Here is a 25,740-nt window from a genome sequence, read left to right on the forward strand (position 1 = left end):
CCGTGCCGTCAGTCGCCGTCCACCCACTGCACGCTATCGAGCCAGCGATGGCGATGGGTTGGGCGAGACAGTCGCCTCGCGGTTTGCAAATTGGAACGCTGCATGGGTGCTCAGAAACACCCTGCCCTCCAAACGCAGCCCCAGCGGCGTGGTCTGCAGGCGGTCCAGCACAGGCCCTTTGACCTCTGCCAGCAGCAATGCCATGCCGCGCTGGGCCAGGCTGCGCTCCAGGTCGGTGAGCACACCCAAGGCTGTGGTGTCGATCTGGTTGATGGCCGAGCACACCAACAGCACATAGTGCGTGTCAGGCTGTGCCGCCACCAGAGACTCCACCTTATCGAGCAACGCGTCCGAATTGGCGAAATACAGGCTTTCGTCGACCCGCACGGCAATCAGGCCGGGTTCGGTAGTGACTGCATGGCGGGCGACGTTGCGGAAATGCTCCGTGCCTGGCACGCGCCCCACGACCGCAATGTGCGGATGGCTGCTGCGCCACACCAAAGTGCCCAGCGACAACGCCACCCCCATCAGGATGCCGACTTCCACGCCCAAAGCGATCACTCCCCCTGCGGTGGCCAGCAGGGCCATGGCATCCGCCTTGTCGTAATGCCAGGCCTCGCGCAGTGTCTCTAAGTCAATCAGGGACACCACCGCCACGATGATGGTGGCTGCCAACACGGCGTGGGGTAAATAGTGAAACAGCCCCGTCAACGCGGCAATCACCACCCCCATCAGCATGGCAGAAATGACACCTGCCAGGGGCGTGTTGGCCCCAGCCGCAAAATTGACGACCGAGCGCGCAAAGCCGCCCGTGACGGGGAAACCACCCGACAGCGCGCTGGCAACGTTGGCCGCCCCCAGGCCCAGCAGTTCCCGGTTGGGCTGAATGCGCTGCTGACGCTTGAGCGCAAGCGATTGCGCCACCGACACGCTTTCCACAAAGCCCACCAGTGAGATCAACAGTGCAGGCAACCACAGCGAGCCCACAGACGCCATCGAAACCGCCGGCAACCCGAGCTGCGGCAGGCCTTGGGGCACCGTGCCCACAATGCTGACCCCTGCCGTCTGGTCCCAGCGCATGGCGGCGACCAAGGCGGTGGACACCATCACCGCCAGCATCGGCGCCAGCTTGGATGCGATATCCGCCAGGCGGGGGGTGGCACCCAGGCGGACCAGCCATGGAGACAAGGACTTGCGCGCCAGCACCAGAAACAACACGCTGCCCGCACCAATCCCCAGCGTTAAAAGGTTGGTCCCAGGCGCGGCGTGGACCAGCTGAACCACGGTATCAAAGACATCGGTGCCGCCCGCCTTCACGCCCAGCAGGTGCTTGACCTGCCCCACAGCAATGAGCACAGCCGAGCCAGAGATAAAACCGCTGATCACCGGATGGCTCAGAAAATGGGCCAGAAAACCCAGCCGCAACACCCCAAACAGCAGCAACATGCCCCCGGAGAGCAGCGACAGCAACATGGCCAGCGCCACGTAGTCGGGCGAGCCAGCGGCAGCCAGGGGCTGCAGGGCGCTCGCCGTCATGAGCGAGGCCACTGCCACCGGGCCCACTGCCAGCGTCATGCTGGACCCCAGCGCGGCATACGCGATGATCGGCAGAATGCTGGCGTACAAGCCCACCTCGGGTGGCAAGCCCGCCAGCAGCGCGTAGGCCAGGCTCTGCGGGATCAGCATCACCGTCACGATCACGCCGGCGACCATGTCGCCGGAGAGCCAGGACTTCTGGTAGTTGCGGACCCAGCCGGGAATGAAGTTCATGAGGGTTCCCGGGTGATCAGGACGTTTCAGCGTCCAAGTTCTGCGTCAGCCCAAACAATTGGGCAGACCGGGCGCCCGAACGGCAAAACGCCAATGTGGGCTTGGGGGCAGAGATCAGGACCTTGTGCATGGCCTGCACCTGTTCTGGCGTGATAGAGCCGCTGACCACCGGCAGATATACATAGTGCAGCCCGGCCACCGTGGCAGCGCGCTCCATTTCAGGGCTGGTGGGCTGTGCGCCACCGCCCTCCCCGTCTGGCCGGTTATTGATGACGGTCTTGAAGCCTTGCTGGACCAAAGAGGCAAAGTCCGTGGTCGCCAGCTGCGGCGACACAGCGAAGTCAGGGGTCAAGGCAATGATTTGCAGCGGCATATCAGCGGGCTCCGGTCTGGGTGGATGGGGTACGGTGGGACATGCGTTCGGCCAGTTCGAACAGCCACATGCCTGCCAGCATGGCGATCACAAACACGATGGCTTTGGGCTGGCCCGCACCCGCCGAAACGATGGCCGGCCCCGGGCAAAAACCGGCAATGCCCCAGCCCGCGCCAAAGATGAGGCTCCCGACCACCAGACGGCGATCAATGTCGCGCGACGTGGGCAAGTGCATGGCAGCTCCCAGGAAACTGGTGGTGCGTTTCTTGGCCACGGCGAACGCAAAGACGCCCACCGCAATGGCTCCGCCCATCACAAACGCCAGCGATGGGTCCCACAAGCCAGCCAGGTCCAGAAAGCCCAGCACCTTGCCAGGGTCGGTCATGCCCGAAACGATCAGACCCAGGCCAAAAATCAGGCCCACCACAAACTCCGAAATACGATTTTTCATAGCGATCAATGCTCCGATGAATGGGGATGCGTTCAGGCCAGCGCGTGCCGGATGAGGAAGACGGTGACGAACCCGGCACCCATGAAGGCCAAGGTGGCTACCAGAGACCGGGGCGACATGCGCGAGAGTCCGCACACGCCGTGGCCGCTGGTGCAGCCCGATCCGTAACGGGTGCCGACACCCACCAACAGGCCAGCGATCACCACCATGCCCCAGTTCGCATCAATGCGCGGCTGCGTGGGGCCAAGCACCAGCCAGTAAAGGCCAGGCGCCACCAACATGCCCAGCACAAAAGCCAGGCGCCAGCCCATGTCACCCGCGCGGGGACGCAACAGCCCACCCACAATGCCGCTGATGCCCAGGATGCGCCCGTTGAGGAGCACAAAAAGCGCCGAGGCAAGGCCCAGCAAAACGCCACCGGCAAGGGCGGCCCAAGGGGTGAAATGGGTCCAATCGATCAGCATGGTTTGCTCTCCTGGGCGGGGCCACAAAATTGTTCAAACAGAACGTTCATCACCGCCAGGGCCTGGGGGCTGGCGATCTCGTAATAGATGTTTTTGCCTTCGCGGCGGGTGTTGACAAGGCCCTCCTCGCGCAAAACGCCCAACTGCTGCGACAAGGTGGGCTGGGAGATGCCCACCAGTTCCTCCAGCTCGCCCACCCGCTTTTCACCCTGCGTCAGCTGGCACAGCAGCAGCAGGCGGTCGGGGTTGGACAGAACCTTCATCAAGCGGCAAGCGCTGTCGGCGGACCTGCGCAAGGCTTCCAGGTCCATTTGTGCTTCTGCGTGCATGGTGGCGCGCTCCTTTTCAAATTCGATGTTGATATTCTATTGACTAACAATCTATCTGTCAATAAACTATCAATATCGAAATTAAACACGGAGCCCTTCGATGAAGCCCCAGATAGAAGCCTTCTTTGATGACGCCACCTGGACGGTGAGCTATGTGGTGTTCGATGAGCCCGGCGGCCACTGCGCGGTGGTGGATTCGGTGCTGGACTACGACCCGAAGTCGGGCCGCACCCGCACGCGGTCTGCTGACAAGATCGTGGCGTTTGTGCAAAGTCAGGGGTTGACGGTGCAATGGATTCTGGAAACCCATGCCCATGCAGACCATCTGTCGGCAGCACATTACCTTCGCGACAAGCTGGGCGGAAAAATCGCCATTGGCGCGTCCATCACGCAGGTGCAGGACGTGTTCAAGAAGGTCTTTCATTTGGAGCCCGAGTTCCGCCCGGATGGCAGCCAGTTCGACCAGCTTCTGCACAACAACGAGGTGTTCCACATCGGCCAGCTGGAGGCCCAAGCGGTGGCAGTGCCCGGCCATACCCCCGCATGTATGGCGTACCAGGTCGGTGATGCAGTGTTTGTGGGCGACACCCTGTTCATGCCCGACGTGGGCACAGCACGCTGCGACTTCCCTGGCGGCAATGCCCACACGCTGTACCAATCGGTGCGCAAGTTGCTCAGCCTGCCGGATGAAACCCGCCTGTTCATGTGCCACGACTACCCACCTGCAGGGCGCGCCGTGGCGTGGCAAACCACCGTTGCCGACCAACGGGCCAAGAACATCCATGTGCACGACGGGGTGAGCGAGGAAGCCTTTGTGGCGCTGCGCACCCAGCGCGACGCGACGCTGGAGATGCCCGTGCTCATCCTGCCCTCGGTGCAGGTCAACATCCGTGCGGGTGAAATGCCGCCGCCAGAAGCCAATGGAGTGACCTATCTCAAGATTCCCGTCAACGCGCTGTGACACGCTGCCGCATCCGCACCACCCTACCCACCGCAGGAACGCCGACATGAAAACAGCCCACGATCTCGTCACCGCCGCCAAGGCCCTGGTGCAAGAGGTCCCACTGGACCAGGCAGACGAAGCCATCCGCACCGCCGACGTGCTGATCGATGTGCGAGAGGCCGACGAATACCAAGCAGGACACATCCCTGGCGCGATTCACGCCTCTCGCGGGGTGCTGGAGTTCCGCCTCAGCAGCACACCCGAACTCAGCGCACGCGACCTCAAGGTGGTGCTGTACTGCAAGACCAGCGGCCGTGCCGCACTGGCCACGCGCGCCATGCAGGACATGGGCTATCTGCAGGTGCAGTCCATTGCCGGCGGCTTTGACGCCTGGGTGGCTGCAGGCAAGCCTGTCGCGGCGCCTGCATCTCCCTCATTCGACTGACCGTGCAGCGAGCGCATTTCGCGTTCGCTGCGCTTGTGCAAGCAGGGCCCATCCCGGGCCGCAACCTCAGAGCAAGGAAATCATCATGAACATCAACGTAGGAACCGTGGACCGCGTGCTGCGCGTCTTGGCAGGCCTGGTCTTGATTGCACTGGCCGCCACCGGCACGGTGGGCTGGTGGGGATGGCTGGGCGCGGTGCCACTGGCCACCGGCCTGTTCCGCTTCTGCCCGGCTTACACGCTGCTTGGCATCAACACCTGTCCCATGAAGAAGTAAACCGCCGGCAGGCGCCGGCACACGCAGAGGCCGGTGCCCTCAAGGCCCCAGCAAGGAACCATTCCATGAGTACGTTCGACCACACGAGCCTGATCCAGGGCATCAACGAAAGCCTGGCCACCTTCCGCAAGGCACAGCCTGACGCCATGCGGGGCTTTGCGCAGCTTGCGCAGGCCTCTATGGCGGAAGGGGCGTTGACCAGCAAGCACAAGGAGCTGATTGCCCTGGCCATCGGAGTCACCCAGCGCTGCTCCGGGTGCATCGGTTTTCATGTCAAGGCACTGCAAAAGCTCGGTGCAACCCGCGCAGAGCTGGAAGAAATGTTGGCCGTGTGCGTTTACATGGGCGGCGGCCCGGCACTCATGTACACGGCCGAGGCCCTGAAGGCCTGGGACACCATGGCCGCCGCCAGCGCCCCCGCCGCAGCCTGACGCCGCAGCCCCGCCACCCGTCCGCTGCCGTCGCACGCTCGACACCCCGGCAGGCCATCCGTCAAACCGATGGTGATAAATCGGTTTACATTTTGGGCATCTATCCGCGAGACTGTTACCAAAACAGGAGGGGGTGTCCATGCAATCTCATCGTCGTCATGGGTTGGAACGGGTGTTGTCCAAGGCATGGGCCGCATGGGTCATCGGCGCGGCATTGCTGGCCGCGAGCAACGCGCAGGCACTGGAGCCGCCCACCGGCCCTGTCGTCCTCACCATCGACGGCGCCATCACGCAGACTAACCGGGGCCCGCAGGCGCAGTTCGACATGAAGATGCTGGAGAAGCTGCCGCAGCACAGCTTCTCCACCCAGACCCCCTGGTACCCCAGCGCCGTCACTTTCACAGGCCCCTTGCTCCGCGATGTGCTGGCTGCGGTGGGCGCCAAGGGCACCAAGATCACGGCAGTGGCACTCAATGACTACAAGACCGAGATCCCGGCAGACGACGCCACCAAGCACGACGTGATCGTGGCGCGCCTGATGAACAACAGGCCCATGCCCATCCGCGAAAAAGGCCCGCTGTTCATCGTGTACCCGTTCGATACCAAGGCCGAGTTGCGCAGCGAGCTGTACTACAACCGGGCGGCCTGGCAGCTCAACGCACTGCACATCCGGTAGTCGCCCTCCCCGCCCCGGCCCACCCGTATGCTGCGCAGCCAACACATTCTGAGGCTCATCATTGCGGGGCTGGTGTTGGCCTATGTGGCCATTGCGGCTGTGCAATACAGCCAGTACCGCAGCGTTGAAGCCGTGATGCGGCGCGGTGATGTGAATGCGCTGTGGTCGTTCTTGCAGCTCAATGTGGAGTATGAAAAGCTCGACCACGCGCTGCACCAGTTCGAGCTGGACCCCACCAGCATCACCACGGACAAGCTGGAGCTGCGCTACGACCTGTTCCTGAGCCGGTTCAGCGCGCTGGAAAGCGGTACCTCGCGCACGCTGATGCAGGACGAGCCCATCTACAGCACTGCGCTGGCCGCCCTGCAGCGGTTTGTGGCAGCAGGCGACAGCTACTTTGGCGCCAGTGTGGACGCCACCTCCAGCCAGACCAACATGCGGCGCCTGCGCATTGAGCTGGATGGGCTGCGCGAGACGGTGCAAGAGCTGTCGCTCAGCGCTTCGCGCGTGTCGGCCCTGCTGGGCGACTCCCGCAACGCCGAGGTCAAGCACCAGACCTTGCTGACCACCGGGCTCACCGCGTTTCAGGCGCTGCTCACGTTTTTGCTGGCCTTTGCCATGGCACGGCAGTTCTTGCAGCGCGAAAAGGCCACGGCCCAGGCCATGGCGGCGCAGAACGAGCTGGTCGATGCCCTCAAACGCAACGAGGAGGTGCTGGAGGCGCGTGTGGCGGAGCGCACGGTGGAGCTGCAAAAGGTCAACGCGGCCCTGCGCGAACACGAGGACGAGCTGGAGATCGCCCGCGCCCGCGCGGAGGACGCCTCCCAGATGAAGTCGGACTTCCTGGCCAACATGAGCCACGAGATCCGCACCCCGATGAACGCAGTGATCGGCATGAGCCACCTGGCCCTGGGCACAGACCTCACGCCGCGCCAGCGCGACTACGTCGAAAAGATCCAGCGCTCCGGCCAGCACTTGCTGGGTCTGATCAACGACATCCTGGACTTCAGCAAGATCGAAGCAGGCAAGCTCGAAGTGGAAGTGGTGGACTTTGACCTGCGCGGCGTGCTGGACAACGTGGCCAACCTGGTCAGCGACAAATGCGCCCACAAGGGCCTGGAACTGCTGTTCGATGTGGACCCTGCCCTGCCCGATGACCTGCGCGGCGATCCGCTGCGCCTGGGGCAGATCCTGGTGAACTACGCCAACAACGCGGTCAAGTTCACCGACACGGGAGAAATCATCGTGCGCGTCACCGAAACGTCGCGCGATGACACAGGGGTGCTGCTGCGCTTTGAGGTGCAGGACACCGGCATCGGCCTGACGCCCGAACAGCAGTCGCGGCTGTTCCGGTCGTTCGAGCAGGCCGACACCTCCACCACGCGCAAATACGGCGGCACCGGCTTGGGGTTGGCCATCTCCAAGAAGCTGGCCGGGCTGATGGGGGGCGAAGTGGGCGTGCAAAGCCAGCCGGGGGCGGGCAGCACGTTCTGGTTTACCGCCCGTCTGGGGCTGGGCAACCCAAGCCATGCGCCCCTGCTGCCCACGCCCGACCTGCGCGGGCGGCATGTGCTGGTGGTGGACGACAGCGAGCAGGCCCGGCACATCCTGGGCGAGATGCTGGCCCGCATGAGCTTTACGGTCACCACGGCCTCTTCCGGTGAGGAGGCGGTGGCCCAGGCCCGCGTTGCGGAACAGGCCGGCCGCCCTTGCGAGATCGCGTTCGTGGACTGGAAGATGCCCGGCATGGACGGGTTTGACACCCACCGCGCACTCGCCCAGCTGCAGCAGCCACCCCACACGGTCATCGTGACCGCTGCAGGCCGCGACGACGTGCAAAGCGAGCTGGAACGCGCCGGGCTGTCGCTCATGCTGTCCAAGCCCGTCAGCCCCTCGCAACTGTTTGATACCGCCATGCAGGCGCTGGGTGGGCAGGCCCGGTCGTCCGACGGGCGTGCCGCACAGGCACCTCGGCGCGCTGCCCACCTTTCTGCCATTGCTGGAGCACGGGTGCTGCTGGTGGACGACAACGACCTGAACCAGCAAGTGGGTGCCGAGCTGCTGAGCGGCGCGGGCCTGGTCGTGGATGTGGCCCAGAACGGGCAGGTGGCGCTGGACATGCTCGCCCAAGGCTTCTACGACCTGGTGCTGATGGACATGCAAATGCCCGTGATGGACGGCCTGACCGCCACCCGGCACTTGCGCCAGAACCCCGCCTGGGCCCAGTTGCCCGTGCTGGCCATGACAGCCAACGCCATGAGCCGCGACCGCGACCTGTGCCTGGAGGCGGGCATGAACGGCCACTTGGCCAAACCCATCGACCCGGACGAACTGTTTGCTGCCCTGCTGCAATGGATTGCCCCACGGGGTACCGGCGCGAATGAAACAGACCGCTTAAACAGCGAACTTCAAGGGCAGCCAGCGGGTGACGCCGATAACACGCAAGCACGACCCCACCCTGCCCCCGCGCCTTCTGCCGATGACGCATTGCGGCACATCCCAGGGCTCGACGTGACCGCCGGCCTGCGGCGCGTGCTGGACAAACGCCCCGCCTACGAAGGCCTGCTGCGCAAGTTTGTGGCGGGGCAAGCACATGCCGTACAGGCCACGCGCACGGCCCTGGCCGCCGGGCAGCACGACGAAGCCCAGCGCGCCATGCACACACTCAAAGGCACAGCCGGCACCATCGGCGCCACTGCCCTCGCCGCCCTGGCGCAACGGGTAGAAGAAGCCATCGCGCAGAAGGCATCACCCGAACTGATGGAGCCACTGTTGCAGCCCGTGGAAGCAGCATGCCGGGCGCTGGTCATGGCGCTGCAACAAGCCCTGCCCGCAGAGGAAGTTGCGGACGCGGACACTGGTTCGGCCCTGCAGATCGACGCATCCGCTGCGCGTGCGCTGGTGGCGCAGCTCGACGCCTTGCTGTCCGACGACGATTCCGACGCCATCGAAATCTTCAAGGACTCCGCGCCCGCGCTGCAAGCCCTGCTCGGGCCCGCGTATGGCCAGATGAAGCGGTCGCTGGATAGCTACGACTTTGTGGAGGCACTGGCCATACTGCGGCAGGCCCCCATCGCACACCATGATTACAAGGAGGACCCGGTTCATGAATAGCCCATTCGCACCCAGCGGCAAATGCACGGTGCTGGTCGTAGACGACACGCCAGACAACCTCTCGCTGATGAGCGACCTCCTGCGCACCGACTACAAGGTCAAGCTCGCGCCCAGTGGCGAGCGTGCGCTGCAGATCGTGGCGGGCGACAGCAAGCCCGACCTGATCCTGCTGGACATCATGATGCCGGACATGGACGGTTACGAGGTGCTGCGCCGCCTGCAGTTCAATCCCGACACCGAAGACATTCCCGTGATCTTCCTCACCGCCATGAGCGCGGCCGAGGACGAGAGCATTGGCCTGGAGCTGGGCGCGGTGGACTACATCACCAAGCCCATCAACCCCGCCATCGTGATGGCACGGGTGCGCAACCACCTGCAGCTCAAGCGCGCGCGCGACTTTCTGGCTCAGCACAACCATTTTCTGGAGCAAGAGGTGGCCAACCGCACGCGCGCCATGGCCGAGCTGCAGGACGCCACCATTCGCGCCATGGCCTCGCTGGCCGAAACGCGCGACAACGAAACGGGCAACCACATCCGGCGCACACAGCACTACATGGAGACGCTGGCCCGCCACCTGCAGAACCACCCGCGCTTCAAGGAAGAGCTGACCGACGACGCCATCGAGACCATCTTCAAGTCCGCCCCGCTGCACGACATTGGCAAGGTGGGCATCCCCGACCGCATCCTGCTCAAGCCCGGCAAGCTCACGCCGGAAGAGTTCGAGATCATGAAGACGCACACCACCCTGGGGCGCGACGCCATCATCGCGGCCGAGACGGGCACCACGCTGGACAACCCGTTTTTCCGGTATGCCAAGGAGATCGCCTACAGCCACCAGGAGAAATGGGACGGCTCAGGCTACCCCGAGGGCCTGCTGGGCAACACCATCCCGCTGTCTGCGCGGCTGATGGCAGTGGCCGATGTGTATGACGCACTGATCTCCGAACGCGTCTACAAGCCCGCCTACTCCCACGAGCAGGCGGTAGAGATCATCCGCGACGGCCGGGGCAGCCACTTCGACCCCGACATGGTCGATGCCTTCCTGACCTTGTCCGAGGAGTTCCGGCGCATCGCCCAACAGTTTGCCGACGCCGAACCTGCGCGGCTGGCCGAGGTGGACCGCCTGGCCGCCGATCTGCCCATGGAACGCATCGAACTGACTTCGCGCGAAGAGCCGCTCTGAGTGGCTGTGCCCTGCGCGGGGGGGGCCTCAAGCGCTGTGGCTGTGCCCGTCCAGGGTGGTGGTCGTTGTGCGGTGCCCATTCAGCCCCAGCTTGGCCAGCAGTTGCACATCGGCATCCACATCGGGGTTGCCCGTCACCAGCAGCTTGTCGCCGTAAAAGATGGAATTGGCCCCGGCCATGAAGCACAGAGCCTGCACGGCATCGCCCAGTTGCTGCCGCCCGGCCGACAGGCGCACGCGCGCCTTGGGCATGGTGATGCGGGCCACGGCAATCACGCGCACGAAGTCAAATGGGCCGATGGGTTCGCTGTCGGCCAGCGGTGTGCCGGGTACGCGCACTAGGCTGTTGATGGGCACCGACTCAGGGTACGGCTGCAGGTTGGCCAGCTGCGCAATCAGGCCCGCACGGTGCACCGGCGCCTCGCCCATGCCCACAATGCCACCGCAGCACACGCTGATGCCCGCGTTGCGCACGTTCTGCAGCGTGTCCAGCCGGTCCTGGTAAGCGCGGGTGCTCACCACGTCGGTGTAGTACTCGGGCGCGGTGTCCAGGTTGTGGTTGTAGTAGTCCAGCCCTGCGTCTTTGAGCGCCTGCGCTTGGTGCGATTCGAGCATCCCCAGCGTGGCGCAGGTCTGCAAGCCCAGGCCCTTCACCGCACCAATCAGCGCGCTAACTTTTTCAATGTCGCGGTCCTTGGGCGCACGCCAGGCCGCACCCATGCAAAAGCGTGTGGCGCCAGCGTCCTTGGCGGCCTGGGCGGCACGCACCACCTCCTCCACTTCCATGAGTTTTTCGGCTTTCACGCCCGTGTCGAACTCGGCCGCCTGCGGGCAGTAGCCACAGTTTTCAGGGCAGCCGCCAGTTTTCACTGACAGCAGCGTGGCCAGTTCGATGTCGCCTGCGGGCCAGTGCTGGCGGTGCACGGTTTGCGCTTCAAACAGCAGGTCCATCAAGGGCTTATCGAGCAGCGACTGGATGGCCTCGACCGACCACTCACCCTGCACGGCCGGCGCAGGGACGGGGCGATGAATCTGGATGGGCTGGGGGGCGGAGAGGGTTGCATTGGCCATGGGTGGATTCCTTTCGAGAGCCTGCTGCTGCAAGCACCAGAGATTGCATCAGTGATCACACAAAGCGCCACATCACGGTGCTCCAAAGAGCCGCCCTGCGTCGCTATCACCATGATTTTGAAGGAGATTTTGGTGCAATTACCTTCAACATGGTCACAAAAGGTGCCACTGTTTCTAGGCCCACAACTGCCCCGATCTTTCCGGACAAAAACGCAGAAAAAAGCGGCCGTTGGCCGCTGTAGAGCGCACGTTAAAGCAGCGACAAAAACCGCCCGCACAACATGCTTCCAACGGGCGGCTTTGGCTTTCATCTTGCAGCAGGGGCCCGCTTGCGCGGCCCGAAGTTAGACCAAGTTAGATGCGGGCTGCGGCCCGCTCGGACCGCGCTCTGGCCACCGCGCCCGCAACCAGGCACACCAACGCCAGCCCGTCAGCCACCACAACGCGCTGCAAATGTGTGTTGAAGCCGCCGGTGGACCACGCCAGCAGCAGGAACGAGAGAACACTGACCACGCCCACAGTCAGCCCCAGCCACTGGTAGGCAGGCTTGAACGCCGCCCCCAGGCAGATGCCACCCACAATGCCAAACAGCACGGCACGGTGGCGCAACAGGATGAGGGTGTTCGGATCAGAAGGGGTTGTGCCGTAGAGGCTGGCCAGTGGCGCTGCGCCGAGCACGCCGAGCAATGGAATCAGATGGATGGCACCTGCGAGCAGCAGGGCCAGAGAAGCAATTTTTTGCATGGGCAGGCGACACCAAAGACAAGGTGCCGCTGTTGTAGCCCCCGTCGGGGCTGGCGACCATGACGTGCCCGGTCATGGACGCCGCGCGGTTCAGCGCCCCAGCATCTGCTCCAGCGCCTCGCGGATGGCGCGGGGTTTGTTGCCCCCATCATCCATTGCAGAGCATGTGGGGCTGCGCTCTACCTCCGGGCCGCTGGTGCCGACCCGGGCGAACAGGCGTTCGCAGTCGCAACGCAGCGTGGCCAGCGTCTTGCGAGACCGCTGGTGTTTCACTTCCGCCACCCAGCAGCGGTCTGCGCAGCCGCAAGACCGGTACTGCAAGGTTTCCCCCGCCCTGCCCCAATCGAGCGGATAGGCGCCGGTGCCACCTGCGGCTCCGGCCCCTTGCCCTGCCAGCGCCACCACGAGCGCGCCACACACCCTGGTGCCGACCCGAAGCGCACGCTGCAGAGAAAACACGGAATGCACGGGAGTTGGTGATCGCGCCGTTCAGCCCAGCGCCGCAATCACATCCGCCGGGGCTTGCACCAGCTCGATCAGCACGCCCTCACCGGCAATCGGAAACTCGTCATTGCTCTTGGGGTGCAAAAACGTGATGTCGTAGCCCGCCGCCCCCTTGCGGATGCCGCCGGGCGCAAAGCGCACGCCTTTGGCCGTGAGCCATTCAACCGCCTTGGGCAAGTCATCGATCCACAGGCCGATGTGGTTGAGCGGCGTGGTGTGCACGGCGGGCTTCTTGTCGATGTCCAGCGGCTGCATGATGTCCACCTCCACCTTGAAGGCGCCTTTGCCCATGGCCAGGATGTCTTCATCGACGTTTTCGCGCTCGCTCTGGAAAGTGCCGGTCTGTTCGAGGCCCAGCATGTCCACCCACAGCGTCTTCATCCGCTGCTTGTCGGTGCCGCCAATGGCCACCTGCTGGATGCCCAGGACCTTGAAGGGGCGTGGGGTTGTGCTCATGATTACTCCTGATTTGATAGCTACCAGCGCATATTCTTCTAGCGCTAGCGGCCAAAAAGACTAAAAAAGGGGCGCAAGGCCCCTCTGGATGGGTTGTGGGACCCTTGGGATCATTGGAATTCCAGGATCACCTGGTCCACCGCCAGCGACTCACCCTTGCCCGCCGTGATCTTGCCCACCACACCATCTTGGGCGGCAAAGAGGATGTTCTCCATCTTCATGGCTTCGATCACCGCCAGCTTTTCACCGGCCTGCACCTTCTGGCCGGGCTGCACCGCCACATCGACCAGCAGGCCGGGCATGGGCGAGAGCAGGAACTTGGACAGATCTGGCGGCGCCTTGAAGGGCATCAGCTTGTGCAGCTTGGCACCCAGCGGCGACAGCACCAGCGCATCGATCTGCGTGCCGTTGTGCGCAAGGCGCAGCGCCAGCGGGTTCTTGCCCACGCCGCGTTCCACCTGGGCCGTGAAGCCCTGGCCGTTGCATGCGCCTTGCACGCGGATCTGGCCCAGCGTGGCGGTGCTACTGATCTGATAGCTATTACCGCCCACGCTGATTGCGCTGGAGCCCGATTTGTCTTCAAAGTCGGATACCGTCACCTCGTGGTGCTGGTTCTGCCCTTCGGCGCCCAGCGTGACCACCACAAACTGCTCGCCCACCTTCACCTCGTGGCCGGCCAGTTGGCCGCTGATGCCGGAGGCGCGTGCACGGTAGCGGCGGTTCATGAACGCGGCCAGCGCCACCAGGAACAGCGGGTCGCTGTGCGGCACATCTTCGGCGTGGAAGCCCTTGCCGTAGTTCTCAGCGATGAAGCCGGTGTTGAAGTCGCCCGTCACGAACTTGGGGTGCGCCAGCAGCGCGGCCTGGAACGGGATGTTGCTGCTGATACCGCGAATCACAAAGCCGTTCAGCGCCGCGCGCATCTTGGCAATCGCATCGTTGCGGTCCGTGCCGTGCACGATGAGCTTGGCGATCATCGAGTCGTAGTACATGGGGATCTCGCCGCCCTCGTACACGCCCGTGTCCACCCGCACGCCCCATTTTTTGGTCGTATCGGACTGGAACATCGACTCCTCCGGCGGCTGAAAGCGCACCAGGCGGCCGGTGGACGGCAGGAAATTGCGGAACGGGTCTTCGGCGTTGATGCGGCACTCAATGGCCCAGCCGTCGCGCTTCACATCGGCTTGCGTCAGGGGCAGCTTCTCGCCCGCGGCCACGCGGATCATCAGCTCCACCAGGTCCAGGCCGGTGATGCACTCCGTCACCGGGTGCTCCACCTGCAGGCGGGTGTTCATCTCCAGGAAGTAGAAGTCCTGGTCCTTGCCGACCACGAACTCCACCGTGCCCGCGCTTTGGTACTTGACGGCCTTGGCCAGTTGCACCGCCTGCTCGCCCATGGCCTTGCGGGTGGCGTCGCTGATGAAAGGCGATGGCGCCTCTTCAATCACCTTCTGGTGGCGGCGCTGGATGGAGCACTCGCGCTCGTTCAGGTAGATCACGTTGCCATGGCTGTCGCCCAGCACCTGGATCTCGATGTGGCGCGGCTCCTGCACAAACTTCTCGATGAAGATGCGGTCGTCGCCAAAGCTGTTGCGGGCTTCGTTCTGGCAACTGGCAAAGCCTTCAAACGCTTCCTTGTCGTTAAACGCCACGCGCAGGCCCTTGCCGCCGCCGCCGGCCGAGGCCTTGATCATCACGGGGTAGCCAATGCCCTTGGCGATCTCCACCGCCTGCTCAGGGCCCGCGATGGCGTCGTTGTAGCCAGGGATGGTGTTGACCTTGGCCTCGTTGGCCAGCTTCTTGGACGCGATCTTGTCGCCCATGGCCGCAATCGAATGCGCCTTGGGGCCGATGAAGGCAATGCCCTCGTCTTCGCAGCGCTTGGCAAAGGCTTCGTTCTCGGACAGGAAGCCATAGCCGGGGTGCACCGCTTGCGCGCCGGTCTGCTTGCAGGCCGCAATGATCTTGTCGGCCAGCAGGTAGGACTCGCGGCTGGGCGCCGCGCCAATGTGCACGGCCTCGTCGGCCAGCTTGACGTGGCGGGCTTCCTTGTCGGCGTCGGAGTAGACGGCGACAGTCTTGATGCCCATCTTGCGGGCAGTAGCGATGACGCGGCAGGCGATTTCGCCACGGTTGGCGATCAGGATTTTCGTAAACATGTTCTTATGCTCCTTGTCCGCTCACAGTGGGATGTTGCCGTGCTTGCGCCACGGGTTTTCGAGCTTTTTGTCGCGCAGCATCACCAATGAGCGGCAGATGCGCTTGCGTGTCTCGTGCGGCAGGATCACATCGTCGATAAAGCCGCGTGCACCGGCCACAAACGGGTTGGCAAAACGCTGCTTGTATTCCGCCTCACGCGCGGCCAGCTTCACCGGGTCGTTCTTGTCCTCGCGGAAGATGATCTCCACCGCGCCCTTGGCACCCATCACCGCAATCTCGGCGTTGGGCCAGGCCAGGTTCACGTCGCCGCGCAGGTGCTTGGAGCTCATCACGTCGTACGCACCGCCGTAGGCCTTGCGGGTGATGACGGTGATCTTGGGCACCGTGCACTCGGCGTACGCGTAGAGCAGCTTGGCACCGTGCTTGATGATGCCGCCGTACTCCTGGCTGGTGCCGGGCATGAAGCCGGGCACGTCCACAAAGGTGACGACCGGGATGTTGAACGCATCGCAAAAGCGCACAAAGCGCGCGGCCTTGATGCTCGACTTAATGTCCAGGCAACCGGCCAGCACCAGCGGCTGATTGGCCACGATGCCCACGGTCTGGCCTTCCATGCGGGCAAAACCGATGAGGATGTTCTTGGCGTACTCGGGCTGCAGCTCGAAAAAGTCCCCATCGTCCACCGTCTTGAGGATCAGCTCCTTCATGTCGTAGGGCTTGTTGGGGTTCTCGGGCACCAGGGTGTCCAGGCTCAGATCCATGCGGTCGGCCGGGTCGTTGCTGGGGCGCACCGGGGCCTTCTCGCGGTTGTTGAGCGGCAGGTAGTTGTACAGGCGGCGCAGCATCATCAGCGCCTCCACGTCATTCTCAAACGCCATGTCGGCCACACCACTCTTGGTGGTGTGCGTCACGGCGCCGCCCAGCTCTTCGGCCGTGACTTCTTCGTGCGTCACGGTCTTGACCACTTCGGGGCCGGTCACGAACATGTAGCTCGAATCCTTGACCATGAAGATGAAGTCCGTCATGGCGGGCGAGTACACGGCGCCACCGGCGCTGGGGCCCATGATCATGCTGATCTGCGGAATCACGCCGCTGGCCAGCACGTTCTTCTGGAACACGTCGGCATAACCGCCCAGGGACGCGACGCCTTCCTGGATGCGCGCACCGCCCGAGTCGTTCAGGCCGATAACCGGCGCACCAACCTTCATGGCCTGGTCCATCACCTTGCAGATCTTCTCGGCATGGGTTTCAGACAGCGCACCACCAAACACCGTGAAGTCCTGGCTGAACACGAACACGAGGCGGCCGTTGATCATGCCGTAGCCCGTCACCACACCGTCGCCGGGGATCTTGTTGTCCTCCATGCCAAAGTCGGTGCAGCGGTGCTCGACGAACATGTCCCATTCCTCGAACGTGCCGTCGTCCAGCAGCAGCTCGATGCGCTCGCGCGCGGTGAGCTTGCCCTTGGCGTGCTGCGCATCAATGCGCTTTTGCCCGCCGCCCAGGCGTGCCAGCGCACGCTTTTTCTCCAGTTGATCCAGGATGTCTTGCATGGTCGTCCTTTGGTGAATGGGTTGGTGTCTACTATTTATTTGATAGCTGCCAGCGCATGATTTGATTGCGCTTGGAGCAGATTTCGTGCTGCAGTGGATGCCGCAATGCGCCCCGCGGCCACATCGGCCTGCATCTGGGGCAGCAGCTCGCGCACCTGCGGGTGCTGGCGAAACGCGAGCTTGAGGCCCGCGTCGATACGCTCCCACATCCAGGCCAGCGCCTGCTTTTCGCGCCGTGTGCCGATACGGCCATTGGCGGTTTGCAGCTGGCGGAACTGCGTCACGGCGGCCCAGAAGCAGTCCACGCCCTGCCCCAGCAGCGCGCTGATCTGCACGACTTTGGGGTGCCACAGCGTTTCGTCGTGGTGCGCGTTCTCGGGGTTGCCGTGCTGGCTCAGTAGGCGTAGGCTCGACGTGATCTGCGCCTCGGCACGCGTGGCGGCGTTCTTGTCGATGTCGGCCTTGTTGATGACCACCAGATCGGCAATCTCCATCACGCCCTTCTTGATGGCCTGCAGGTCGTCGCCCGCGTTGGGCAGCTGCATCAGCACAAACATGTCCGTCATGCCTGCCACCGCGATCTCGCTCTGGCCCACGCCCACGGTTTCGACGATCACCACGTCGTAGCCTGCGGCCTCGCAGACCAGCATGGCTTCGCGGGTCTTCTCGGCCACGCCGCCCAGCGTGCCGCTGGAGGGGCTGGGGCGGATGTAGGCCTTTTCGTGCACGGAGAGATGTTCCATGCGCGTCTTGTCGCCCAGGATGGAACCGCCCGATACGGTGCTGGACGGGTCGATGGTGAGCACGGCCACGCGGTGGCCTTGGCCGATGAGGTACAGGCCCAAGGCTTCGATGAAGGTGGATTTGCCCACGCCGGGCACGCCGCTGATACCCAGGCGGAAGGCCTTGCCGGTGTGCGGGAGCAGCTGGGTCAGCAGCTCGTCGGCCTGGGCGCGGTGGTCCACCCGCGTCGATTCGAGCAGCGTGATGGCTTTGGACATGGCCCTGCGTTGCACCGCCGCCGTGCCCTGCACCACCCCATCAAGAAGCGCCGCAGGTGTCACGCCACCGCCTTGCGAATCTGCTCCAACACATCCTTGGCGCTGGCGGGAATGGGTGTGCCGGGGCCGTACACGCCCTTGACACCCGACTCATACAGGAAGTCATAGTCCTGTGCTGGGATCACCCCGCCCACAAACACGATGATGTCGTCCGCACCCTGGTCCTTGAGCGACTGGATGATGGCGGGCACCAGTGTTTTGTGGCCCGCAGCCAGCGTGCTCACGCCCACGGCGTGCACGTCGTTTTCGATGGCCTGGCGGGCGCATTCCTCGGGGGTCTGGAAGAGCGGGCCCATGTCCACGTCAAAGCCCAGGTCGGCAAAGGCGGTGGCCACCACCTTGGCGCCACGGTCGTGGCCGTCCTGGCCCAGTTTGGCGATCATCACGCGGGGGCGGCGGCCTTGTTCTTCGGCAAAGGCGTTGATTTCGGTCTTGAGTTTGTCCCAGCCTTCGGCCGAGTCATAGGCTGCTGCGTACACACCGGTCACCTTTTGCGTATCGGCGCGGTGGCGCCCAAAAACCTTCTCCAGCGCATCGCTGATCTCGCCCACAGTGGCACGCAGGCGCACTGCCTGGATGGACAAATCGAGCAGGTTGCCCTCGCCACTCTCTGCGGCGGCGGTCAGCGCATCCAGCGCTGCCTGCACCTTGGCGGCATCGCGCGTTGCACGGATCTTTTGCAGGCGAGCGATCTGGCCGTCGCGCACCTTCATGTTGTCGATCTGCAGGATGTCGACCGGGTCTTCCTTCGCCAGCTTGTACTTGTTGACGCCCACGATCACGTCCTTGCCACTGTCGATGCGCGCCTGCTTCTCGGCGGCAGCAGCTTCGATCTTGAGCTTGGCCCAGCCGCTGTCCACGGCCTGGGTCATGCCACCCATGGCCTCGACCTCTTCGATGATCTTCCAGGCCGCGTCGGCCATGTCCTGGGTCAGCTTTTCCATCATGTAGCTGCCAGCCCAGGGGTCGATCACGTTGGTGATGTGGGTCTCTTCCTGGATGATGAGCTGCGTGTTGCGCGCAATGCGGGCGCTGAACTCGGTGGGCAGCGCAATGGCTTCGTCAAAGCTGTTGGTGTGCAGGCTTTGGGTGCCGCCAAACACGGCCGCCATGGCCTCGATGGTGGTGCGCACCACGTTGTTGTAGGGGTCCTGCTCGGTGAGGCTCCAGCCCGAGGTCTGGCAGTGCGTGCGCAGCATGAGGCTCTTGGGGTTCTTGGCCCCCGTGGCCTTCATGATGCGGCACCACAGCAGGCGCGCGGCGCGCATCTTGGCGACTTCGAGATAGAAGTTCATGCCAATCGCCCAGAAGAACGACAGGCGCCCGGCGAACTCGTCCACGTCCATGCCCTTGGCGATGGCAGTCTTCACATACTCCTTGCCGTCGGCCAGGGTGAAGGCCAGCTCCAGTGCCTGGTTGGCCCCGGCTTCTTGCATGTGGTAGCCGCTGATCGAGATCGAGTTGAACTTCGGCATGTTCTTGGCCGTGTACTCGATGATGTCGCCAATGATCTTCATCGACGGCTTGGGCGGGTAGATGTAGGTGTTGCGCACCATGAACTCTTTCAGAATGTCGTTCTGAATGGTTCCGGAGAGCTTGTCTTGCGAGACGCCCTGCTCTTCTGCCGCCACCACATAGCCCGCCAGCACGGGCAACACGGCGCCGTTCATGGTCATCGATACGCTGACCTTGTCCAGCGGGATCTGGTCGAACAGGATCTTCATGTCCTCGACCGAGTCGATCGCCACCCCGGCCTTGCCCACGTCGCCCGTCACACGAGGGTGGTCGCTGTCGTAACCCCGGTGGGTGGCCAGGTCGAACGCCACACTCACGCCCTGCCCGCCAGCGGCCAGCGCCTTGCGGTAGAAGGCGTTGGATTCTTCAGCAGTGGAAAAGCCCGCGTACTGGCGGATCGTCCAGGGCCGCACCGCATACATGGTGGCCTGGGGGCCGCGCAGGTAGGGTTCAAAACCCGGCAGCGTGTTGGCGTACGGCAGGCTGGCCGTGTCTTCGGCGGTGTACAGCGGCTTGACGGTGATGCCATCGGGCGTGACCCAGTTGAGGGCGCTGACATCGCCCCCCGGCGCCGACTTGGCTGCGGCCTTGGCCCAGGCTTCCAGCGAAGACGCGGCGAACTCTGGGGCGTTGTTGGTGGGGTTGTCACTCATGGCAAAAGCTACTCCGAAGATGGCGTTGGGGCGTCCAACACAGCGCACAGGCGGTGACCGCACAGGTGCAGTGGTGTGGCGGCGAGTTTACATCATTCATAATTATTGATTCAAAATATTCCGCCCAGCTTACAATCCACCCCATGTCTGCCCTCACCCTTACTCCCCGCGCGCTCTACGAAGAAGTGGCCGAGCAATTGCGCCAGCGCATCTTCCGGCGCGAACTGGAGCCGGGCAGCTGGATTGACGAACTCAAGATTGCCGAGGAATTCGGCATCAGCCGCACCCCCCTGCGCGAGGCGCTGAAGGTGCTGGCCGCTGAAGGCCTGGTCACGATGAAGGTGCGGCGTGGCGCCTATGTGACGGAGATGAGCGAAAAAGACCTGCGCGACGTGTACCACCTGCTCAGCCTGCTCGAGAGCGACGCCGCCGGTGTGGTGGCCGAACACGCCACCGAGGCGCAGTTGAAAACGCTGCAGGACCTGCACGCCGAGCTGGAAGCCGCCGTGGCTGATCGCGAAAAATTCTTCGCCGTCAACGAACGCTTTCACATGCACCTGCTGGAGATGGCCGACAACCGCTGGCGCAGCCAGATGGTGGCGGATCTGCGCAAGGTGATGAAGCTCAACCGCCACAACTCGCTGTTCAAGCAAGGGCGCATTGAAGATTCATTGAGCGAACACCGTGCCATCCTGGCCGCGATGGTGGCGCGTGACGCCAAGGCCACGGTCAAGGCTATGCAGGCGCATTTTGCGCAAGGGCTGGAAGCGGCAACCTGAGGTGCTGCGGGCCGTGCTGAACCGTACCCACGTGTCCGCGATCATTCCGCAAACAGGAACGCACCATTTGCAACACATGGGGTGATCGCTCGCAGCCCGGCCACGGCTTCGCTCGTTATCATCCTTCGGGTTTCCACCGAGGCCGTGGCGCCGCTCGCCACCGCAGCCTCTACCGCCGAGTTTGATGACTTCTACCCCCGCCGATATCGCCAGCGTGCAAACGCTGCCCCAGCTCCTGGCCTACCGCGCCGCGCGTACCCCCCATGCCGAGGCCTACCGGGCTTTTGATCCCGCCCGCCAGGCATGGGGCAGCCTGACCTGGGCACAAACCGCAGAGCGCGTGAGCACGTGGGCCCAGGCCCTGGCCGCCATGCAGTTGCCCCCGGCAGCCCGCGTGGCCATCTTGCTGCCCAACGGCCTCAATGCCATGTGCGCAGACCAGGCCACGCTGGCCGTCGGCGGAGTGCCTGTGCCTCTGCACGCAATCGACAACCCCGGCAGCATCGCCTACATCCTGGGGGACTGCGAGGCATCGATGCTGATCGTGAGCCAGGCCGAGCAATGGGAAAAGATCCGCGCCGTGGGCACGCCCTTCCCGGCCCTGCGCGCCGTGGTGATCACTGATGACGACGACGCGTTCAAGGCCACCCCGGCGTCGGGCGACAGCCCGGCCGTGGGCTCGCTCGCGCAATGGCTGACGGGCGCGGCACAAACGGACGCGTCCACCGCGGCCACAGGCCCGCAGGCCGATGACCTGGCGGCCATCGTCTACACCTCCGGCACCACCGGCAAACCCAAGGGCGTGATGCTGACCCACCGCAACGTGGTCAGCGATGTGAAGGCCGTGCTGGAGCGCATTGCACCCACAGTGGACGACGTGTTCCTGTCGTTCCTGCCGCTGTCGCACACCTTTGAGCGCACGGGCGGCTACTACCTGCCGATTGCGGCGGGCAGTTGCGTGGCCTATGCCCGCTCGGTGGCCCAGCTGGCGGAAGACCTGAAAACCATACGCCCCACCGTGCTGGTGTCGGTGCCGCGCATCTACGAGCGCATCCACGCCAAGCTCCTCGAAAAACTCTCGCCCACGCCCTGGAAGATGCAGCTGTACGAAGCCGCGCAGAACAAAGGCTGGGCCCGCTTCTGTGCCGTGCAAGGCCTGCCCGCCCCGGCAGCCAGCGAAGGCCAGGCCGCAGGCTGGATGGCCGCCTTGCCCTGGCCCGTGCTGCAGGCCCTGGTGGCCAAGCCTTTGTTGGCCCAGTTTGGCGGCCGCGTGCGGGTGGCGGTGAGTGGCGGCGCACCGCTGTCGCCCACCATTGCCAAGTGTTTTCTGGGCCTGGGGCTGCCGCTGATCCAGGGCTACGGCATGACCGAGACCGCACCGGTGGTGTCGGTCAACGCACTGGACGACAACGACCCCGCCTGCGTGGGCAAGGCCCTGCCCGGCGTCGAAGTGCGTATCGGCGACAACCACGAGCTGCAGGTGCGCGGCCCCATCGTGATGAAGGGCTACTGGAAGCGCCCCGAAGACACCGCACGCATCCTGAGCACCGACGGCTGGCTGGGCACCGGCGACCAGGCCGACATCGTGAATGGCCGCATCTACATCAAGGGCCGCATCAAGGAAATCATCGTCACATCCACCGGCGAAAAGATCCCGCCGGGCGACCTGGAACTGGCCCTGCTGGCCGACCCGCTGCTGGAGCAGGCGTTTGTGGTGGGCGAAAACCGCCCCTTCATCGCCTGTGTGGCCGTGCTGAACCCGGGCGAGTGGCAGCGCCTGGCGGCCGACCTGGGCCTGAACCCCCAGGCCGCTGACAGCCTGAACCACCCCAGCGTGCACCGTGCTGTGCTGGCGCGCATCGAAAAGAACACCGCCAGCTTTGCCCGCTATGCCGTGCCGCGCACGGTGCACCTGACGCTCACGCCTTGGACGATTGAAAACACATTCATGACGCCCACGCTCAAGCTCAAGCGCAACAACCTGATGGCGCACTTTGCCGAAGCCATTGAGGGCATGTACCAGAAGCCGGGGCGCTGAACCCCGGCTTGCCCAGGCTCCCTCAAAGCACCAGCTCGCCCTCCCGGGCGTAGGCGGAGCCAAAGCGGTTGGACAGAAAGTCCGCAAGCGCCACGGACTCCTGCCCGACAAAGCCCTGCTGCGGCAACTTGCCTTGCGCCACCAGGTCCAGCGCCGTGCAGATGCCTGCGGCCGTGGTGAGCTGGATGGCGCTCAGCGTGTGCCCAGCCACCAGCGTGCCCACGATACGGGCCGAGTACGAGTCCTGCACCAGCCGCCCGCCCTTAAGGCCTGATGCGGAGGCAAACACCACGATCACGTCCTGGTCCGTGGTGGGGATGGCGGTTTCCAGAATGTCCTTGAGCAGATCGCGCCGGTCGCGCAGGCGCAGGTCATTGAGCAGCAGCTTGAGGATGGCGTTGTGGCCAGGGTAGCGGATGGACTGGTAGTCCACCTGCCGCGCCTTGCCCGCCAACGTTTCTGTCAGCGTGCCCAGGCCACCCGAGGTGTTGAAGGCCTCGTACTCCACGCCGTCCAGCGCAAAGGTTTCCAGCCCCTCCAGCGCGGGCACCGTGGTGCGCACGCCGTCCACAATGGCTTCGCAGGGGTTGCAGTACTCGTTGATGAGGCCCTCGGTACTCCAGGTCAGGTTGTAACGCAGGGCACCCTGTGGGTAGCGGGGCAGCGCCCCCACGCGCATGCGCAGCGTGTGCAGCGTGTCAAAACGCCGGGCCAGGTCGTTGCCCACAATGCCGATGAACCCAGGCGCCAGGCCGCACTGAGGCATCAGCACGCTGCGGGCATGGGCCGCCAGCGTGCGGATGGTCTGGGTGCTGGCCACGTCCTCGGTCAGGTCAAAGTAATGCACACCTGCGCGTGCACACGACGTGGCCACGGGCACGGCGCGGTGGAACGGCAATGCGTTCAGCGCGGCAAAACGGCCGTCGATGGCGGCCTGCAGGCTCGCGTCGTCTGTGGCCAATCGGGTGGAAATACCCAAATTTGCCACCTCGGCCAGCCGCACCGGGTCGCGGTCCACCACCAGGATGTCGTAGTCGCCCGACCGCTGCAGCAAGAGCGCCATGGCAAAGCCGATGTGGCCCGCCCCCAGGATGGTGATGGGGCGGCGGGAGGTGGAGTGCGAGGAAATGTCGAAGGTGGTCATGGCAGTGCTCCCGGTAGTGTTCGCCGCACATGGCGGAGAGGTGTTGTGGATGCCTTGATGCTAGGCAACAGCGCTGTCAATGTGTAGCGTTCAAAACGTCGAAAGCTGTTCTTTGATTTGCCATAACGGCGAATATGATGGGCGTTATGACTTTTTGAGGAAATGCGCATGACCCAGTCCCTGGATGACACCGACCGGCAACTGCTCAGCCTGCTGCAGACCAATGCGCGCGAGGGCACGGCTACGCTGGCGCGCAAGCTCGGCCTGGCCCGCACGACCGTGGTGGCGCGCATCGCGCGGCTGGAGCGTTCGGGTGTGGTGGCTGGCTACGGGGTGCGGCTGGGTACGCGGCTGGACGCCACCACCGTGCGGGCCTGGTGCAGCATCAGCGTGCTGCCCAAGGCAGCGCCCGCCGTGCTGCGCGCGCTGGAAGCCATGCCCGAGGTCGAAGAGGTGTCGGCCGTGAGCGGGCCGTTTGACTACCTGGTGTTCTTGCGCTGCGCCAGCCACGAGCAGCTCGACACCCTGCTCGACAAGGTCGGCCAGCTGGAGGGCGTGCACCAGACGCAGACCAGCATCGTGCTCAGCCGCAAAATCGACCGACGACAGGTAGGGTGACATCCCCCTGAGCGGCTTACGCCGCTTCCCCCTTCTCTCGACTCGCTGCGCGATTCGGGACGGGGGACGCTGCCAGCGCGGCGGGGCGCCCCTTCATCGGCAGCCCTGGCGTACGCTGCGCCAATAGCCACCAGCGCGCTCAAAATCAAGCGCTGAACGCTATGGATACTGAAGCTACCAGCCCATATCTATCAAGCGATAGTGGCTATTTTCACAACCAGTGAATCAGGCATCGAACTGCGTCGGGTTCTTGCCCCGGATCGGCGCATAAAACGCCTTGATGCGCGCCATGTCACGATCCACATCGCCCGTGGGCTCAAACACCGGGCCCAGGCCGCCGACCTTGCAGCCATAGTCCACAAACGCGAGCACGATGGGCACGCCCGCCTGCTGGGCGATGAAGTAAAAGCCTGTCTTCCAGTGCCGCGTCTTGCCCCGCGTGCCCTCGGGCGGCACGATGAGCTGCATGGGTCCGTCGGCATCGCGCATGGCCTGGGCCGAGCTGGCGACCAGGTTGTTGGCCTGGCTGCGGTCCACCGGGATGCCCCCCAGCCAGCGCATCACCCCGCCAAACGGCGCCTTGAACAGGCTGTGCTTGCCCATCCAGTACACGCGCAGGCGCAGCGAGAACGCCAGCATCAGCGTGTACGGCAAGTCCCAGTTGCTGGTGTGGGGTGCGGCGATCAGCACGCTTTTGGCAGCATGGGCTGGCAAGGCGCCCTCGACCTTCCAGCCGGTGATGCGCAGGGTGAAGCGGGAAAAAGCGCGCAGGAGCGTGTTTACAACCGGCGTGTCAAAAATGGTGTGGTGCATGGGAAAAGGGGTGACAGAACGGAGCCCGGGGCGCTGACCCAGGCAGTGGGCGCTTGGCTCCACAGGCATCGAGAGCGCCGCGAGTATCGCTGATCGTGCCAATGTCCCACCTTGACGCAAGGCAAAGTGGAGCCGCCGCCGCTTGCATGCGCCCCTGTAGATTACTCCCAATTTC

25 protein-coding genes are annotated in these 25,740 nt (G+C 64.2%); 10 read left to right on the plus strand and 15 right to left on the minus strand.

Going from position 1 to position 25,740, the window contains the following annotated elements; translation table 11 throughout:
* Positions 1-33: 33 nt before the first annotated feature.
* From ATF69_RS10690 to ATF69_RS10710, 5 genes are read right to left on the minus strand one after another with little or no spacing between them, the layout of a single operon-like run.
* Positions 34-1,770, minus strand: a complete 1,737-nt coding sequence (locus tag ATF69_RS10690) for a SulP family inorganic anion transporter (RefSeq protein WP_146870917.1) — start codon at positions 1,768-1,770, stop codon at positions 34-36.
* Positions 1,771-1,786: 16 nt separating this feature from the next.
* Positions 1,787-2,143 (minus strand): protein tyrosine phosphatase family protein, encoded by a 357-nt coding sequence (locus ATF69_RS10695; protein ID WP_146870918.1) that lies wholly within the window; start codon positions 2,141-2,143, stop codon positions 1,787-1,789.
* 1 nt (position 2,144) lies between these two features.
* Positions 2,145-2,594, minus strand: a complete 450-nt coding sequence (locus ATF69_RS10700) for a YeeE/YedE family protein (RefSeq protein ID WP_146870919.1) — start codon at positions 2,592-2,594, stop codon at positions 2,145-2,147.
* A 32-nt stretch (positions 2,595-2,626) separates the two neighbouring features.
* Complete coding sequence (locus ATF69_RS10705) at positions 2,627-3,058, minus strand: YeeE/YedE family protein (RefSeq protein ID WP_146870920.1); 432 nt, start codon at positions 3,056-3,058, stop codon at positions 2,627-2,629.
* On the minus strand, positions 3,052-3,387 hold the full coding sequence (locus ATF69_RS10710; protein WP_060984746.1) for an ArsR/SmtB family transcription factor: 336 nt from the start codon (positions 3,385-3,387) through the stop codon (positions 3,052-3,054). The genes ATF69_RS10705 and ATF69_RS10710 overlap by 7 nt, the downstream gene beginning before the upstream one ends.
* 100 nt (positions 3,388-3,487) lie before the next feature.
* On the opposite strand from ATF69_RS10710, the gene ATF69_RS10715 reads away from it, so the two are divergent.
* The 7 genes from ATF69_RS10715 to ATF69_RS10745 all read left to right on the plus strand — a co-directional run bounded on the left by ATF69_RS10715 (position 3,488) and on the right by ATF69_RS10745 (position 10,456).
* Positions 3,488-4,348 (plus strand): MBL fold metallo-hydrolase, encoded by an 861-nt coding sequence (locus tag ATF69_RS10715; RefSeq protein WP_146870921.1) that lies wholly within the window; start codon positions 3,488-3,490, stop codon positions 4,346-4,348.
* A gap of 46 nt (positions 4,349-4,394) precedes the next feature.
* Positions 4,395-4,775, plus strand: a complete 381-nt coding sequence (locus ATF69_RS10720; protein WP_146870922.1) for a rhodanese-like domain-containing protein — start codon at positions 4,395-4,397, stop codon at positions 4,773-4,775.
* An 85-nt stretch (positions 4,776-4,860) separates the two neighbouring features.
* Complete coding sequence (locus ATF69_RS10725) at positions 4,861-5,052, plus strand: YgaP family membrane protein (protein ID WP_146870923.1); 192 nt, start codon at positions 4,861-4,863, stop codon at positions 5,050-5,052.
* Positions 5,053-5,117: 65 nt separating this feature from the next.
* On the plus strand, positions 5,118-5,483 hold the full coding sequence (locus ATF69_RS10730) for a carboxymuconolactone decarboxylase family protein (protein ID WP_015014125.1): 366 nt from the start codon (positions 5,118-5,120) through the stop codon (positions 5,481-5,483).
* 139 nt (positions 5,484-5,622) lie between these two features.
* Positions 5,623-6,159 (plus strand): putative pterin-binding protein, encoded by a 537-nt coding sequence (locus ATF69_RS10735; RefSeq protein ID WP_146870924.1) that lies wholly within the window; start codon positions 5,623-5,625, stop codon positions 6,157-6,159.
* Between the two features lie 27 nt (positions 6,160-6,186).
* Positions 6,187-9,273 (plus strand): hybrid sensor histidine kinase/response regulator, encoded by a 3,087-nt coding sequence (locus ATF69_RS10740; protein WP_146870925.1) that lies wholly within the window; start codon positions 6,187-6,189, stop codon positions 9,271-9,273.
* Entirely contained in the window at positions 9,266-10,456 is a 1,191-nt protein-coding gene (locus tag ATF69_RS10745) for a response regulator (protein ID WP_146870926.1), read from the plus strand. Before ATF69_RS10740 ends, ATF69_RS10745 begins: the two co-directional genes overlap by 8 nt.
* A 27-nt stretch (positions 10,457-10,483) precedes the next feature.
* Here the strand turns inward: ATF69_RS10745 and bioB are convergent, their stop codons facing one another.
* From bioB to scpA, 8 genes are all read right to left on the minus strand, one after another.
* Positions 10,484-11,527 carry a biotin synthase BioB gene (gene bioB / locus ATF69_RS10750; RefSeq protein ID WP_146870927.1) on the minus strand — a complete coding sequence of 348 codons (1,044 nt, stop codon included), beginning with the start codon at positions 11,525-11,527 and terminating at the stop codon, positions 10,484-10,486.
* A 354-nt stretch (positions 11,528-11,881) separates the two neighbouring features.
* Positions 11,882-12,271, minus strand: coding sequence for a phosphopantetheine adenylyltransferase (locus ATF69_RS10755; protein WP_146870928.1), 390 nt, complete (start codon positions 12,269-12,271; stop codon positions 11,882-11,884).
* Between the two features lie 90 nt (positions 12,272-12,361).
* Entirely contained in the window at positions 12,362-12,739 is a 378-nt protein-coding gene (locus ATF69_RS10760; RefSeq protein WP_146870929.1) for a hypothetical protein, read from the minus strand.
* A gap of 21 nt (positions 12,740-12,760) precedes the next feature.
* Positions 12,761-13,231: a VOC family protein gene (locus tag ATF69_RS10765; RefSeq protein WP_056744910.1), complete on the minus strand. Its 471-nt coding sequence runs from the start codon at positions 13,229-13,231 to the stop codon at positions 12,761-12,763.
* 110 nt (positions 13,232-13,341) lie between these two features.
* Entirely contained in the window at positions 13,342-15,390 is a 2,049-nt protein-coding gene (locus ATF69_RS10770; RefSeq protein WP_146870930.1) for an acetyl-CoA carboxylase biotin carboxylase subunit, read from the minus strand.
* A 21-nt stretch (positions 15,391-15,411) separates the two neighbouring features.
* Entirely contained in the window at positions 15,412-16,944 is a 1,533-nt protein-coding gene (locus ATF69_RS10775; protein ID WP_056062687.1) for an acyl-CoA carboxylase subunit beta, read from the minus strand.
* A gap of 35 nt (positions 16,945-16,979) precedes the next feature.
* Positions 16,980-18,008, minus strand: coding sequence for a methylmalonyl Co-A mutase-associated GTPase MeaB (meaB, locus tag ATF69_RS10780; RefSeq protein WP_146870931.1), 1,029 nt, complete (start codon positions 18,006-18,008; stop codon positions 16,980-16,982).
* A complete protein-coding gene (scpA, locus tag ATF69_RS10785; protein ID WP_056062678.1) occupies positions 18,005-20,173 on the minus strand; it encodes a methylmalonyl-CoA mutase in 2,169 nt (722 codons plus the stop codon). Before scpA ends, meaB begins: the two co-directional genes overlap by 4 nt.
* Positions 20,174-20,316: 143 nt before the next feature.
* Here scpA and ATF69_RS10790 point away from each other — a divergent pair, with 143 nt between their 5' ends.
* Positions 20,317-20,952, plus strand: coding sequence for a GntR family transcriptional regulator (locus ATF69_RS10790; RefSeq protein ID WP_108497501.1), 636 nt, complete (start codon positions 20,317-20,319; stop codon positions 20,950-20,952).
* Between the two features lie 184 nt (positions 20,953-21,136).
* Positions 21,137-22,990, plus strand: a complete 1,854-nt coding sequence (locus tag ATF69_RS10795) for an AMP-dependent synthetase/ligase (protein ID WP_146870932.1) — start codon at positions 21,137-21,139, stop codon at positions 22,988-22,990.
* Between the two features lie 22 nt (positions 22,991-23,012).
* Here ATF69_RS10795 and ATF69_RS10800 read toward each other — a convergent pair whose 3' ends face one another.
* Positions 23,013-24,134 carry a saccharopine dehydrogenase family protein gene (locus ATF69_RS10800; protein WP_146870933.1) on the minus strand — a complete coding sequence of 374 codons (1,122 nt, stop codon included), beginning with the start codon at positions 24,132-24,134 and terminating at the stop codon, positions 23,013-23,015.
* A 168-nt stretch (positions 24,135-24,302) separates the two neighbouring features.
* Between ATF69_RS10800 and ATF69_RS10805 the strand changes: the two genes are divergently transcribed.
* The gene (locus ATF69_RS10805; RefSeq protein WP_146870934.1) at positions 24,303-24,752 is read left to right on the plus strand and encodes an Lrp/AsnC family transcriptional regulator; all 450 of its coding nucleotides are present in this window, start codon (positions 24,303-24,305) and stop codon (positions 24,750-24,752) included.
* A gap of 225 nt (positions 24,753-24,977) precedes the next feature.
* Here the strand turns inward: ATF69_RS10805 and ATF69_RS10810 are convergent, their stop codons facing one another.
* Positions 24,978-25,565 (minus strand): lysophospholipid acyltransferase family protein, encoded by a 588-nt coding sequence (locus ATF69_RS10810; RefSeq protein ID WP_146870935.1) that lies wholly within the window; start codon positions 25,563-25,565, stop codon positions 24,978-24,980.
* Positions 25,566-25,740 lie beyond the last annotated feature (175 nt).

It is taken from the genome of Acidovorax delafieldii (genome assembly GCF_007993815.1).
In the GTDB taxonomy this organism is placed as follows: domain Bacteria; phylum Pseudomonadota; class Gammaproteobacteria; order Burkholderiales; family Burkholderiaceae_C; genus Acidovorax; species Acidovorax delafieldii.